Below are 13,543 nucleotides of genomic sequence, written 5' to 3'. Positions count from 1 at the left end.
ATATTTTATACAAATTGCAACTATTATGGATTCTAAAAAATTAACATTAAGCAATGGCGCCCCTTATTATGAACACCAGGATTCTCAGACCGTCGGCCCTAGAGGACCGGTATTGATGCAGGATTTTATCTTACAGGAAAACCTGGCTCATTTTGTAAGGGAAAGAATCCCCGAAAGAATTGTTCATGCCAAAGGAACAGGTGCTTACGGAACTTTTACGGTTACCCACGACATTACCCAATATACCAAAGCAAAACTATTCTCGAAAGTCGGAAATTCATGCAGGATGTTTGCCCGCTTTTCTACCGTTGGTGGAGAGAAAGGGAGCGCAGATACCGCAAGGGACCCGAGAGGTTTCGCTCTTAAATTTTATACCGAAGACGGAAACTGGGACTTGGTAGGAAATAATACACCGGTATTTTTCATTAAAGATGCCAAGAAATTTCCAGATTTTATCCATACCCAGAAAAGAGTCCCAAAAACGAATCTTAAGAGTGCAACTATGATGTGGGATTTCTGGAGCCTGAATCCCGAATCTCTACACCAGGTATTAATTCTTATGTCTGACCGGGGAACGCCTTACGGATACCGGCATATGCACGGTTTCGGATCGCATACCTACTCGATGATCAATGATAAAAATGAAAGAATCTGGGTAAAGTTTCATTTCGTGACCAAACAAGGGATCAAAAATTTCACCAATGAGGAAGCTATAAAAATGGCGGGTGAAAATCCGGATTTTGCACAGGAGGATCTTTGCAATGCCATCGAAGAAGGAAATTTCCCGAAGTGGACCATGTACATCCAGGTGATGACGGAAGAACAGGCCAGAGATTTCAGATGGAATCCTTTTGATATTACCAAGGTTTGGTTCCATGATGATTTTCCGATGATTGAAGTGGGAGAAATGGAGCTCAATGAAGTGCCTGTCAATTATTTTGCTCATGTGGAGCAATCTATTTTCTCGCCGAGCCATCTGATCAACGGAATCAGCTTCTCACCCGACAGGATGCTTCAGGGAAGATTGTTTTCTTACCCGGATGCCCATCGGTACAGGGTTGGGGTAAATGCCCATCAGCTTGAAGTGAACCGTTGCCCTTTTGCCGTCAACAATTACCAGAGAGACGGTTTTATGGCAGATTCAAGCCAATATCAGGACAAGCCGAATTATCATCCGAACAGTTTTGATGATATTAAACCGGATTATGCTTATAAAAACTATGAGTATGAACTGGACAGCGCTCATGTGGCCAACTACAGCAGAAATGAAAACGATGACGACCATTATACGCAGCCCGGCTTATTATATTCCAAAGCCATGAGTCCTGAAGAACGACATAACCTGGTGAGCAATATCGTCGGCAGTATGAAGGGAATTACCGGCCCTAAAAAAGACGAAATCATCAACAGGCAGCTTTGCCATTTTTTCAGAGCCAATATTGAGCTTGGCATGAAAGTGGCATCTCAGCTCAATGTTATTATTGACGCCAATATGATGAGTCACACGAAATAATTATTTCAAAACATAATTTCAATCAAAAGGAAAAAAGATCAGTATTTTTTCCTTTTTTTTGTAAAAAATTTCATAATTTGCGCTGAATAATATTTTATTAGTGGAAAATGAATTACGAAAATATATTATTACAAAAAGAAGGGAAACTTTCTGTCATAACTATTAACAGACCTGAAAGCTTAAATGCACTGAATGCCAAAACAATCAGTGAACTTAGTTCGGCCCTGGACGAATTGAATTCCGATACTTCCTGCAGGGTAATTATTCTTACCGGCAGCGGCGAAAAATCTTTTGTCGCCGGCGCAGATATAAAAGAATTCAGTGATTTCGGACAGGAACAGGCGCAAGCACTTGCCCAAAACGGACATCTTTCTTTATTCGATAAGATTGAAAATATGACCAAGCCCGTTATTGCAGCCGTAAACGGTTTTGCTTTAGGTGGAGGTCTCGAGCTTGCCATGGCATGCCACATCAGATACGCATCGGAAAACGCCAGACTCGGGCTTCCGGAAGTAACCTTAGGATTAATTCCGGGTTACGGAGGAACGCAGAGACTGCCGAGGCTTGTAGGAAAAGGTATTGCCAACGAAATGATCTTCTCCGCCAAAATGGTTCCTGCTGCGAGAGCAAAAGAAATCGGACTGGTAAATGAAGTATATCCAATAGAAGAACTACTTAACAAAACAAGAGAATTAGCCCAGACGATTGCCAACAATTCACCCATGGCAATTTCAAAAGCGATTCACGCTGTCAACCTTTCGGATACGGATAAAGGCTTTGAAACCGAGATTAAATACTTCGGAGAGCTTTTTGAAATGGACGATAAAAAAGAGGGAGTTTCGGCATTTCTTGAAAAAAGAAAACCAAGCTTCTAGCCTTTTACCCTTAATACAAATTATTTCGAAAACCAACAATGCTGCTGTATGAATAAGTTTGATAAAGCTTATCTAAAAATGGCTCAGGAATGGGCAAAACTTTCCTACTGTAAACGAAAGCAGGTAGGAGCTCTTATCGTAAAAGATAGGATGATTATTTCAGATGGTTACAATGGTACCCCTTCAGGTTTTGAAAACTGCTGTGAAGACAGTGAAGGCAGAACCCACTGGTATGTGCTGCATGCAGAAGCCAATGCGATACTAAAATTAGCGGCTTCCACACAGTCTGCCAAAGGCGCCACGTTATATTTAACACTTTCGCCCTGTAAAGAATGCAGCAAGCTGATTCTGCAGGCGGGCATTACCCGGCTTGTCTACATCAACGAGTATTCGGATGATGACGGGATATCATTTTTAAGAAACCACCAAATTGAAATAGAGCAAATTTCGGACTATGAACTAAAAAAATAACACAACAACAACAATGAAATGGGATGAAAAAATTAAGGATTTTGAAATCTTCCTTCGTTTCGAAAGAAACTTTTCAGAAAACACACTCGATGCCTATATTCGGGACATCAGAAAATTAAAAGAATACGCAGAAGAAGATCTGGAAAATGTCGGTCCGGACTCTATAGGCTATGAAAATCTGCAGGAATACATCTTCAATCTTTCCAAACAGAAGTTCAGCGAAAGATCTCAGGCAAGATGGATCTCTTCCATTAAAGCATTCTTCAAGTTTTTACTGGAGGACGAATGCCGTGAGGATAATCCAGCCTCTCTACTGGAAGGTCCTAAACTCGGTCTTTACCTGCCGGATACGTTAAGCCTTAGCGATATCAACCGGATCATCGGCGCCATCGAAGTAAACACGGATCTCGGAAGGAGAAACCACTGCATTATCGAAGTATTATACGGATGCGGGCTCCGGGTTTCGGAACTTATCGACCTGAAAATTTCCAACATCAATTTTAAAGAGCAGTATATTAAGGTAACCGGGAAAGGAAATAAAACACGTTTCGTCCCTTTGGCTGATTTTACAGCGGAACTGGTAAAATGCTACATCAATGAGATCCGTTCCAAAGGTAAGGTCAATAAGAAGCATGAAGATACCTTATTCCTCAACAGCCGCGGAACATCGATGTCCAGGGTAATCGTATTTTTAATTATAAAGGAACTGACGGATAAGGCCGGCGTAAGCAAAAAGATTTCGCCGCATACCTTCAGGCATTCTTTTGCTACCCACCTGCTTCAGAACGGTGCAGATCTGCGTTTTATCCAGGAAATGCTTGGCCATTCCAGCATTACCACCACTCAGGTTTATACCCATCTGAAAACAGAAGAACTTCGGGACGTTATTCTCACATATCACCCGAGAAATGCTAAAGTTGCACAATGAAAATATTGAAATACTGCCCAAGCTGCGGTAAAGAATCTCTCCACTGGGACGGTGAGAAAAAATGGAGCTGTCCCAACTGCCAGTTCTCTTTGTATAACAATGTGGCTGGTGCAGTGGCGGTAGTCATCAGGCATGAAGACGAAATCTACCTCACCCGGAGAAACAGAGATCCTAAAAAAGGAAAGCTGGACCTCGCCGGAGGTTTTGTAGACCCCAAAGAAAGTGCGGAAGAGACCTGCCGAAGAGAGCTTTTCGAAGAACTGAAGCTTGATGTGGATATTTCAAATTTAAAATACCTGACGAGCCTTCCGAACCTCTATCAGTACAAAGAAATTGATTATAATACGATCGATCTTTTTTATGAATACAGCGTTTCGGAAAAATTCGAAGTAGATCTTGAGCTTTCCGAAATCTCGGAAACCGTGTGGATTCCTTTGGAAACACTCGACCTCGAAGATCTGGCTTTCGATTCTCAAAAGAAATTTTTCAAAGAATATATAAAAAATAAATAAGTATTCTTTAAAATATATTCCCCGCAGATTTACGTCAAAGAGATCATTTTTCTCTTATTCTGTAAATCTGCGGGGGATTTTTTATTTGATTGAATTTTTTAGAATGTCTTGGATTTGAGTATTTCCTCAAAATACTTTGAAAGTAGTGCCCTTTCTGCTTCAGATAAATTCGCTTCCTTATGATAAACAATATATCCCGGCATCGGCATGGTTTTATTATGAACCGTCTGGATTGCTTTATTCAGCATGCTTTCTTTCAGATCTCTATTGTACGTTCCCCAAATGGAAAAATTAAGATGCTCCCGTCCTTCGTTCACATGGCTTTTTACCGACCATGAAATAGGCGCAATGTAAGCATATTTGGGATAAACGGTTTCATTCGAATGGCAATCGTAACATGCTCCTTTCAGCAATCCCTGAATCTTTTCCGGCGTTTTCTGAACATCGGTAAAGTTAACTTTACGATCCACCGGAGGATTCACCTTATCCGTAGGTATAAACTGAATCATGGCAAACCCGATCAGACTCCAGAACAGGATTTTCTTAAACATCTTCATACTATTACCTGGTAAGCGTGGACCCGTTAGGCGTAAGCAATGTATTATTGCTCTTAAGATCCGGTTTCTTTGTATCTTTTGGTGTTGTGGTATTGGTTTTCGGGAAACTCAATTTCGAAGTATCCAGTACTCTGGTATCTTTCAGGTCCCAGTTTTCGTTGCTGTCCCAAAGCGGCCTTACCACGGCTGTCTTGTAATAAATATAGGAATCTTCGGCAAAAACATCATTCTGGAAATCCGCTTCATCCCAGTAGCTGTTTCCGTTGTTGTCTACAAGAATTCGTACAATATATTCTCCCGGCTTCAGGATATCAAATTTTACTTCGCTGCCTTTCGCATATTTCTGATAAAGCACTTTATCCGTAGTATCCAACAGCTGAATCCAATAGCTGGAAGCAGGTGCATTCTGCAATATAAATTTCAGACTTCCGTAGTTTTCAACTTTATCTGCTTCAAAATCAAAACGCTTTGACTGCGAATTTTTAGCATAAAAAGAAGAAACGGTTTCTTTAGGAACGGTAAGCTGGTATTTTTTTCCTGCTATGAAGTCTGCTTTTACCAAGATTTGATAAGGATTTTTGTCGGAGATTCTAGCTGTAAACGGAATGGTATTCAAGCTGTCGCCTGCTGTTCTGAAAATCCATTTATCGGTACTGATCTTGTCGATATAATAATTGGAACTGATCTTAAAGTCTTCTCCCGGAGGAAGCAGGCTTCCGCCATTATCGCTGTTGATGTCCATTGCATTTTTGGCATTGTATTTATAAAACAGCGAGGCACTGTATAGGGAATCTTTTTTTCCCACTCCTGCATTATAGCCGAATTTAAGGTTTTCCGTAGCCGTCTGACCTACATCACTTTTTACGGCGTCAAACCAGATTCTTACCGTATCGGATTTTGGAGCGTGGGTAACTTTATAATCTTTGATCTTTTCATTGAGTGGCTGTACCCTTACTTCTTCTGGTTTACCTTCAAATGCCATCAGTACGCCTCCAGGGCTTTCTTTCATTTCAAGATACTTCACCGGCTTTCGGGATGGATACAATTTAAGATTCAATCCGGAAATTGATTTTTCTACCGTTACCGGATCTTTCTGGAATCCTACTTTTTCTTTTCCCGGATCGTAAATAGAGTTTCCGTTTTCATCTTCAAAAGCAATAATCCTGTATTTTCCCGGCGACAGGTAATTCAGCTCAAAATAGCCATCGTCATCTACCTTCGTAATATAGTAAGGCTTTTGTTTGTAGTTCATGGTATCTTTTACCTGATACAGTCCTACAACATATTTATTTTCGCCCGGTTTTTTAGTCGATAAAGCATCTTTGATATCACCGCTGATGTACAGATCATCCAATTTGTTTCCTGTAGAAAAAGCAAAATTGAAATACCGGAGAATATTTCCTTCGTTGTTATCGGCAATGGAATTTCCGAAATTAAAATTGTAGGTCGTATTAGCCTGCAGCGTATCTTTCCACTGGATCAGGACAAATTTATTGGCAATGTTGGAAGGAATAATTCGGGTGATATTCTTGATTGGCGGAGAAATGATGAGGTTTTTATTTACATCTTTCAGCGTCACATATTCATCAAAATCGAGACGAAGCTCCTTGATATCTCTCGGAACATTTATTCTCGTCGTATCGATGTTGGAACTTAAAAATTTAGGAGCCAGTGTATCTTTAGTCCCGCCGATAGGCGAACCCACTCTTGCACAAGACTGCAACAGAAAACCGATAACAAATAAAAAAAGGAATCTTTTCATGAATATGTTTACGCAAAAATAAACATTATTCTCCATAAACTTCGCCATGTCCTTTTAATGTATCTTTTTCATCGCTCATGATGCTGTGAAGCTTGTCTTTCTGCGGCGGGAAATCTTCAAACAATCCTGATAAGGCCAGAGCCGTATATACCTTGCCGGAATACTTATTCCCAATGGCTATAATGGTGACTTTGGATTTCAGCAAATGGGCAAATACAGAGTTTGTACCGTGCCACCAGCCGTTGTGATAGGTCAGCTTTTCTCCGTTGTCAAAAATTTTCATTCTGAAACCGAAACCGTAATTATTCATTCCGAATTTCTCATTGCTGTAAGGCGTAAAAACCTGTTCCATCAGCCCGGGCTTTAAGAAATCTTTTGAAAACATCGCCTTTGAGAAGTTGTACAGATCTCTCGGCGTTGTATATACATTTTTATCCCCGTAAATAAGATCCAGTCTGTCTAAAGGATACAGCTTGCTTCCGCCGTAGTAAAATGACTGTGAAGCCGTCGGAATATCTTTTTCCTGAAAAATGTAGGTATTCTTCATTTTCAGCGGATCGAAGATCATTTCTTTCATGGCCTGCGGGAAAGGTGTCTTGGTTACTTTTTCGATTACCAGGGCCAGCATGGCGAAATTGGTATTGCAATACATAAAACCCGTATCTGTATCTCTTGCCAAAGCAGGCTTATATTTAATGAGCATATTAAGAATATCTTCATTGGTAAGGAAAGCTTTGGAAAGCTCAGCCGGAGCCGGCTGTATCTTGGTTATGAAGTATTCATATTTCGGAAGTCCGCTTCTCTGGTCAAGCAAAGTTTTAACGGTAACCTGAGGATAAGGAAATCCCGGGAAAAACTTCGTCAGAGGATCCGATAAATTAATTTTTCCGGCCTCGATAAGTTTCATCATGGCCATCGCCGTTAATGTTTTGGAAACCGAAGCTACGTGGAGCGGGGTATTCCGGTCGATCGGCTTCTGATTCCCTTCCCTGGCAAAACCACGGTAGTTTTCATATAAAATGTCATCTCCTTTTGCCACTAAAATTCCTCCGCTGAGATCGCCTCTTTCCCATACTTTTTTATAATACTGATCGATGTATCGTACGAGTGATGCCTTATCCGGAACCTGGCTTTCCGCCGGCGTGAATGCCTTGCTAAAATCCACATTTCCGTAATTCGGAAGATTGGTCGTACTGCCGACGGCAGCATCCTGATTTTCAGATTTTTTTTTACAGGAAAAAACAGATAAGAAGACAGCTACAATAAGTACAAGATTACGCATTCTCAGGAATTTCAAAAATGAGCGGCAATTTAGTAAAACTCAAAATAATTATTCAGTCTTGGATATATATTATGAATTATTTAACATAAAACCGATACGGAAAATTTTACCTGAATATTTTATTCCGGATTCTTTGTTCAGCATATTTCTTATCCGCTTTACATTTATCCCGTCAAAGATCCGCTAAACAAAATATGCCACAATCTTATCTACGATTACCTGGGCCAGCTTTTCTTTGCTCTGAACCGTCCATCCTGCAATATGCGGTGTTACAATAGCTTTTTCAGATTCCAGGAGGTATTTTAAATCTTCATTCTCGGTTTCTAGATTTTCAAAGGACGATTTCTCATATTCCAATACATCCAGGCAGGCTCCTTTTACTTTTCCGGCTTTTAATGCTTCAACTAAACTCTTCGTTTCAACATTCTTTCCTCGTGCCGTATTTACAAAATAAAAACTATGTTTCATATCAGCAATGAAAGGTCCATCAATCATATAATACGTCTGCTCCGTCAGCGGGATATGCAGACTGATCACTTCCGCTCTTTCTTTCAGTTCTTCCAGGGAAACCTGTGTAGCAAATTCATCGGCAAGATCCGGTAGAATATCATAGAAAATAACTTTACAGCCAAAACCCGAAAGCCTTTTTGCCGTAGCTTTTCCCATATTTCCGTAGCCGATCAGCCCCACGGTTTTCCCCAGCAATTCGTCTCCCCGGTTTTCTTCACGCAGCCAGATCCCGTTTTTTACTTCCTGCGAAGCGATAAACAGCCTGTTCATTAAAATCAGCAGCATTCCTACAACGTGTTCGGCCACAGAGTCACGGTTCCCTTCCGGAGAATTGATCAACCGGATCCCCAGTCTTTCAGCGACGGGAATATCAATATTTTCCATTCCGGCTCCTACCCTGGCGATAAATTTCAGATTTTTAGCTTTTTCCAGAAAATTTTTATCCAAAGGGATTCTGCTTCTGATAATGATCCCGTCGTAGCTTCCAACTTTCTGGCAAACCTCATCGTATGAAGACGTAAAATCTTCTTCCAGAATAAAATTTTTAGCCGTAAGCTGTTCGGTAATCAAAGGATGGTTTTTATCTAAAAGCAGTATTTTCATAGAAGACATAATTCTTTATATTTGTTAATGCAAAGGTAAGTTACAAAGAAATAGAAACTGATTTTGCGCGATAGAATTTTTCCAATTTTACATTCTATGAAGTCATACAAAATAATTTTCGGAATCTCCGTATTGCTGCTCCTGATCTACTGTATTTTATTAGCTGTAAAATATCCTTCTGTTCAGGAAACGATTCCGATCCATTATTCTGCGGAGGGCGCCGATGGATTCGGGAACAAAATTTATTTATGGCTGAGCGTCGCTGTTAATGCAGCGATCCTGGTTTTTATTGGACTGATCATCTTCTTTCCTCAGAAAATGTTTCGTAAAAATGAGAATTACCTTGAAACCTCGATGGAAAAGGCAATAAAAAACCGACAAATATTTCTGTCGGCTTTATCTGTAATGGTAACATTAATTTTCTGTGGATTATCCTTAAAGGAAATTATTCCGTAGGTTCCTGGAAAAGTTTTTTAAGCTCGATGGATTCTGCCGGCTTCATTCTTCCCGAAAGAATCAGGGAAAGTTCTTTTCTCCGTAAAGCGGCAGCATATCTTTCTTTTTCCAACTCGGTTTCCGGTTCCATATCCGGGATTGGAATCGGACGGTTGAATTCATCTACGGCGACGAAAGTATAAATCCCTTTGTTGGTCTGGATTTTCTTACGGTTGATCGGGTCATCCAGCCATACATCCACATAGATTTCCATGGACGTAGAAAATGCCCTTGAAACTTTGGATTCCATGACCACGATTCCACCTTCCGGAATCGGATGATCGAAGGATACATGGTTTACGGATGCCGTTACCACTCTCCGCTCGCAGTGTCTGGTTGCGGAAATCGAAGCACAGCGGTCCATTCTTGCCAGCAATTCGCCTCCAAAAAGGTTTCGCAGCTGGTTGGTATCGTTGGGAAGGACGATATTCGTCATGACCGTCAGGGAATCTGATGCTTTTTTTATTTTTGCCATTATTTCTTAGTGTTGTTTGGAATTGCCTGATTTTTTGCCCCGCTTTTAACTGCCGGCTGAACCGGAACGGTTTTCTGGGTTACAGGCTGAACCGTTTTCTGGATGACAGAATCTTTCTTTAAAGAATCCGCCACCGGAGCTGCATGCTGCTGCACTTTAACCGTATCTTTCTGAATCCTATGGGTTTTGGTCTGAACGGAAATAGGAGTATCATTAAATGACTTTTTTCCAAACAGAAGCTCCTGCTGGGTATAAGCCACATAAATAATCCCAAGCACCGGAATGATAATCAGGAAAGCCCAGAGAATCGACCTGTTGAACTGATAATCTTTTTCAGTAGTTGAAGGAGGTACAGATTTCGGACTGCCGGTATGCATATCGGAAAATCGGATTTCCTCCAACCCGTAAAAATCGGGATGGTCCGACTGCAGCCGGTTTCCTTTGAAATGGGTAACTCCGTCTTCAATATAGATGGTGCCAAGACCCTGAACTTCCAGTGTCTGCTCTGCCTGGAGTTTCTTTTTCCAGAAATCGGTCTGGATCTGGAGGTCCGTTTTTGAAGCCTCCAGCGTCATCTGTTTCTGCCCGGCAATAAAAGCAGCCAGGTCATCAGACTGCGCCTCGTAATTCGGGGTATAGACAATGGTACTGGCAGGAGGTAGAATGCTCCCATTTTCCGAATTGATGATCGCCTTGGAATTTTCCAGGGAAAAAACGCCGAAACCAGGCACCGTAACGGTACCGAATTGTTTCAAATATTCTAAAATGTAAGCTGAAATATTCATTTGGCAGCAAATTTATGACTTTTTCGGGACTTTTGATACATGAGCGCGGTTCAGGATCGCAAGTTTAATGGGAACCTGAAGTAACTCTATATTAATGGGCTGGATGATGGAAGTTTTCATGTTAACAATAAGGCCGATGTTTTGAATATCAAACGGCAATAACGATCACGACTGCCCTAGCCGCGATAGGAACGGCATCCTTTTTTGTTGCGGCCGGAAAAAGCAGAGGCAACAAAAAAGATACAGTGGATAGCGCGATCAAGCTCCTGAAAAATAAAAAAAGACTGCCGGAGCAGCCTTGAAAAATCTAACTTTTTACTGTACTATAATTGAATTCATATAGTCTGATTGATTACTGGATTTTCCAGCTGATCCCGAACATAAAATTGGCACCGGCCTGCGAAAAATAATACGGATCGCCATCCCATACCGCACCGTTGTTGACGTATTTTTTATTGAAAATATTGTTTACCAGAAGCTTTAGTGCAATGTCGTTGTTCTTGATTTTAAACTGGTACTGCGCGTTGAAATCGGTTAAGAAATAATCCTTCAGCTGAAGACTCTTATCTTCCGTATTATCCAGATATTGTTTTCCTACATACTGATTCATCAGGGCAAACTGGAAATTTTTATTAGGATTGAATTTCAGAGCCAGGTTCGCAATAATGTCCGGAGAGAAAGAAATCTGAGTGTTTCCAAGATCATGGATCCCGTCGACATTTTCCACTTTAAAATCCAGGTTCCTGTTGTTGCTGAAACTTACATTCCCGTTAACTTCCCACTGTTTTGAAAGTTTTGCCAACGCGCCCAGCTCGATCCCGCTGCGGTAGCTTTTCCCAGAATTGGTTCTGATGAAGGCACCCACATTATTCAGTTCGCCATTTAAAACCAACTGATTGACGTAGTACATATAATATAAATTCGCAGTAAATGAAACAATACCTACTTGTTTTTCGATTCCGGCTTCAAAATCGTGAAGCTTTTCTGCTTTTACCTCATTATTGGCCAATAAATCATCCCTGTTCGGTTCACGGTGGGCGTGGGCATACGAAAGGAATACCTTTCCGTTTCCAATACGGTAATTAATCCCGGCTTTCGGATTGAAAAACAGCCAGTTCTTGTTCAGATCGGCTCCTTCGCCATCGCCGGCAGTAATAATTTTGGTATCGTAGTCAACATTTCTGAGCTGAAGATCGCCAAAGACCTCAAAATCATTGAGCTTTAGCAAGGCCTTTGCAAATCCTGCAACTTCATTTTTGACTGATCGGTTGCGGTAATATTCGTACTCGTTGATCTGGGGAACAGAAAAACGCCGGTTACGTTCCCGAAATGCCTTCCGTAATACTGGTTGGCCACGGCTCCGAAGTTGACATCCACCATTCCCAATTTTCCGTATAAAGTTGAAACGATTCCGTAAAAATCATTATTCAGCCATTTTTTCCGGATGAAGTCAGAAGAATTATTACCGTTCATATCCGGGAGATTGTATCTTGCAAAAGGATCACCTTGTTTGTAATTTTCGTAGTACCCTTTTCCTTTGGTATAATGCAGTGTGGTTTCCAGGTTCCATTTTTCGTTGAATTTCTGTTCCCAAAGCAACTGGTAATGGTTCTGCCTGTAATTATCCGTTTCGTTATTGTAAAAGCTTGAAATATTGCCGTCGGCATCGTAGATTGCTCCTGAATAATTGAATTTCGGATCAGTCTCCCAGGTTTTGCGGTCAATCCCATTCCATGCCTGGTAGGTTTTTTCTTTTCCTCCGAAGGCCATCAGGCGGATTCTCGTTTTTCCCTCTTCAAACAAAGCGGTAAAGTTGTAGGAATTTAATTTTGAAAAAGCCCGGTCGATGTACCCATCGGAGTTGATATGGGTATATCTTCCCATCACGGAAAGGCGGTTGCCCCAGAATTTCCCGGAACCGACCTCCGCAGCATATTTATAGGTGTTGAACGAACCGTAGCTGTCGTCGGTCTTTACATAAAATTTTTCTTCCGGATCTCTGGAAAGCACGTTGATGCTGGCCCCGAATGCCGCCGCTCCGTTGTTGGAGGTTCCCACCCCTCTCTGGATCAGGATTTGTGAAGCGGAGCTGGTAAGGTCCGGCACATTCACGAAAAAAGTACCCTGGCTTTCGGAGTCGTTGTACGGAACGCCATTCATCATGACATTGATCGCACTTCCCGATACGCCCCGGATCCTGAACCCGGTATAGCCTACCCCGTTTCCGGCATCGGAAGTGGCGATTACGGCAGTCTGGTTCTTCAGTAAGATTGGAAGGTCCTGTCCCAGGTTTCTGCTGTCCAGATCTTTCTGAACATTAATGATTTCTTTGGCAACGGGAAGTCTTTTGGTAAAATTAACGGCTTCAATTTCCTTTATCTTGATGGAATCGGTGTTCTGCGCCTGAACGAAGGCAAATGTGCCCACGGTAAGCCCTAAAAAAAATAATCCTTTCATTCTATAAATTTTAACATTTAATGAATAAAAGGGGCAGATTATTATAAATGATGAATGATAAAAGATGATTGATGTGATAAAATTATTTATCAATTATCATCTATCAATTATTTAAATGTTTCCCTAAACGGCATTATCCGTTCCAGGTTCATTGGGTATAATCTCAGCTTTTGACGGCACCCCTTTATTTCAGCTGCGAAATTACAAAAAATTTACGAAAACAAAGAAGAGGGGATTTATGGTTTATGGTTTACGGTTTATGGTTTATGGTTTATGGTTTATGGTTTATGGTTTATGGTTTAAATTTACGACGCAGAT

General features: G+C 41.1%; 12 protein-coding genes, 1 pseudogene and 1 riboswitch. Of the genes and pseudogenes, 6 read left to right on the top strand and 7 right to left on the bottom strand.

The genetic code is table 11. From position 1 onward, the window contains the following. Positions 1-25: 25 nt before the first annotated feature. The 5 genes from QE422_RS03585 to QE422_RS03565 all read left to right on the top strand — a co-directional run bounded on the left by QE422_RS03585 (position 26) and on the right by QE422_RS03565 (position 4,299). A complete protein-coding gene (locus QE422_RS03585) occupies positions 26-1,513 on the top strand; it encodes a catalase (RefSeq protein WP_307455105.1) in 1,488 nt (495 codons plus the stop codon). A 107-nt stretch (positions 1,514-1,620) separates the two neighbouring features. Then, positions 1,621-2,388 carry an enoyl-CoA hydratase/isomerase family protein gene (locus QE422_RS03580; protein ID WP_307455103.1) on the top strand — a complete coding sequence of 256 codons (768 nt, stop codon included), beginning with the start codon at positions 1,621-1,623 and terminating at the stop codon, positions 2,386-2,388. 48 nt (positions 2,389-2,436) lie between these two features. Then, positions 2,437-2,859: a dCMP deaminase family protein gene (locus QE422_RS03575; protein WP_307455101.1), complete on the top strand. Its 423-nt coding sequence runs from the start codon at positions 2,437-2,439 to the stop codon at positions 2,857-2,859. A gap of 13 nt (positions 2,860-2,872) precedes the next feature. Further along, the gene (gene xerD, locus QE422_RS03570) at positions 2,873-3,787 is read left to right on the top strand and encodes a site-specific tyrosine recombinase XerD (protein ID WP_307455099.1); all 915 of its coding nucleotides are present in this window, start codon (positions 2,873-2,875) and stop codon (positions 3,785-3,787) included. Then, complete coding sequence (locus QE422_RS03565; protein ID WP_307455097.1) at positions 3,784-4,299, top strand: NUDIX domain-containing protein; 516 nt, start codon at positions 3,784-3,786, stop codon at positions 4,297-4,299. Before xerD ends, QE422_RS03565 begins: the two co-directional genes overlap by 4 nt. A 98-nt stretch (positions 4,300-4,397) precedes the next feature. Here the strand turns inward: QE422_RS03565 and QE422_RS03560 are convergent, their stop codons facing one another. From QE422_RS03560 to QE422_RS03545, 4 genes are all read right to left on the bottom strand, one after another. Continuing rightward, positions 4,398-4,856, bottom strand: coding sequence for a heme-binding domain-containing protein (locus tag QE422_RS03560; RefSeq protein ID WP_307455096.1), 459 nt, complete (start codon positions 4,854-4,856; stop codon positions 4,398-4,400). Between the two features lie 4 nt (positions 4,857-4,860). Further along, positions 4,861-6,618, bottom strand: coding sequence for an Ig-like domain-containing protein (locus QE422_RS03555; protein WP_307455094.1), 1,758 nt, complete (start codon positions 6,616-6,618; stop codon positions 4,861-4,863). 25 nt (positions 6,619-6,643) lie between these two features. Then, positions 6,644-7,900: a serine hydrolase gene (locus QE422_RS03550; RefSeq protein WP_307455092.1), complete on the bottom strand. Its 1,257-nt coding sequence runs from the start codon at positions 7,898-7,900 to the stop codon at positions 6,644-6,646. 183 nt (positions 7,901-8,083) lie between these two features. Beyond that, positions 8,084-9,013 (bottom strand): 2-hydroxyacid dehydrogenase, encoded by a 930-nt coding sequence (locus QE422_RS03545; protein WP_307455091.1) that lies wholly within the window; start codon positions 9,011-9,013, stop codon positions 8,084-8,086. A gap of 96 nt (positions 9,014-9,109) precedes the next feature. Here QE422_RS03545 and QE422_RS03540 point away from each other — a divergent pair, with 96 nt between their 5' ends. Continuing rightward, positions 9,110-9,469 carry a DUF1648 domain-containing protein gene (locus QE422_RS03540; RefSeq protein ID WP_307455089.1) on the top strand — a complete coding sequence of 120 codons (360 nt, stop codon included), beginning with the start codon at positions 9,110-9,112 and terminating at the stop codon, positions 9,467-9,469. Here QE422_RS03540 and QE422_RS03535 read toward each other — a convergent pair. From QE422_RS03535 to QE422_RS03525, 3 genes and pseudogenes are all read right to left on the bottom strand, one after another. Then, on the bottom strand, positions 9,459-9,983 hold the full coding sequence (locus tag QE422_RS03535) for an acyl-CoA thioesterase (protein ID WP_307455087.1): 525 nt from the start codon (positions 9,981-9,983) through the stop codon (positions 9,459-9,461). The genes QE422_RS03540 and QE422_RS03535 overlap by 11 nt on opposite strands. Beyond that, complete coding sequence (locus QE422_RS03530) at positions 9,983-10,768, bottom strand: hypothetical protein (protein WP_307455085.1); 786 nt, start codon at positions 10,766-10,768, stop codon at positions 9,983-9,985. The genes QE422_RS03535 and QE422_RS03530 overlap by 1 nt, the downstream gene beginning before the upstream one ends. A 352-nt stretch (positions 10,769-11,120) precedes the next feature. Continuing rightward, positions 11,121-13,225: pseudogene (locus tag QE422_RS03525) on the bottom strand (TonB-dependent receptor). Positions 13,226-13,327: 102 nt separating this feature from the next. Next, a riboswitch (TPP riboswitch) is annotated at positions 13,328-13,419 on the bottom strand. Positions 13,420-13,543 lie beyond the last annotated feature (124 nt).

It is taken from the genome of Chryseobacterium sp. SORGH_AS_0447, from assembly GCF_030818695.1.
In the GTDB taxonomy this organism is placed as follows: domain Bacteria; phylum Bacteroidota; class Bacteroidia; order Flavobacteriales; family Weeksellaceae; genus Chryseobacterium.
The sequence above is the reverse complement of the archived record's forward strand: the minus strand, read 5'-3'. Positions and strand labels throughout refer to the sequence as shown.

Excerpts from the sequence above, each read along its gene's own strand:
- QE422_RS03585 (WP_307455105.1), top strand. The coding sequence starts at position 26 with ATGGATTCTAAAAAATTAACATTAAGCAATGGCGCCCCTTATTATGAA.
- QE422_RS03580 (WP_307455103.1), top strand. The coding sequence starts at position 1,621 with ATGAATTACGAAAATATATTATTACAAAAAGAAGGGAAACTTTCTGTC.
- QE422_RS03575 (WP_307455101.1), top strand. The coding sequence starts at position 2,437 with ATGAATAAGTTTGATAAAGCTTATCTAAAAATGGCTCAGGAATGGGCA.
- xerD (WP_307455099.1), top strand. The coding sequence starts at position 2,873 with ATGAAATGGGATGAAAAAATTAAGGATTTTGAAATCTTCCTTCGTTTC.
- QE422_RS03565 (WP_307455097.1), top strand. The coding sequence starts at position 3,784 with ATGAAAATATTGAAATACTGCCCAAGCTGCGGTAAAGAATCTCTCCAC.
- QE422_RS03560 (WP_307455096.1), bottom strand. The coding sequence starts at position 4,856 with ATGAAGATGTTTAAGAAAATCCTGTTCTGGAGTCTGATCGGGTTTGCC.
- QE422_RS03555 (WP_307455094.1), bottom strand. The coding sequence starts at position 6,618 with ATGAAAAGATTCCTTTTTTTATTTGTTATCGGTTTTCTGTTGCAGTCT.
- QE422_RS03550 (WP_307455092.1), bottom strand. The coding sequence starts at position 7,900 with ATGCGTAATCTTGTACTTATTGTAGCTGTCTTCTTATCTGTTTTTTCC.
- QE422_RS03545 (WP_307455091.1), bottom strand. The coding sequence starts at position 9,013 with ATGAAAATACTGCTTTTAGATAAAAACCATCCTTTGATTACCGAACAG.
- QE422_RS03540 (WP_307455089.1), top strand. The coding sequence starts at position 9,110 with ATGAAGTCATACAAAATAATTTTCGGAATCTCCGTATTGCTGCTCCTG.
- QE422_RS03535 (WP_307455087.1), bottom strand. The coding sequence starts at position 9,983 with ATGGCAAAAATAAAAAAAGCATCAGATTCCCTGACGGTCATGACGAAT.
- QE422_RS03530 (WP_307455085.1), bottom strand. The coding sequence starts at position 10,768 with ATGAATATTTCAGCTTACATTTTAGAATATTTGAAACAATTCGGTACC.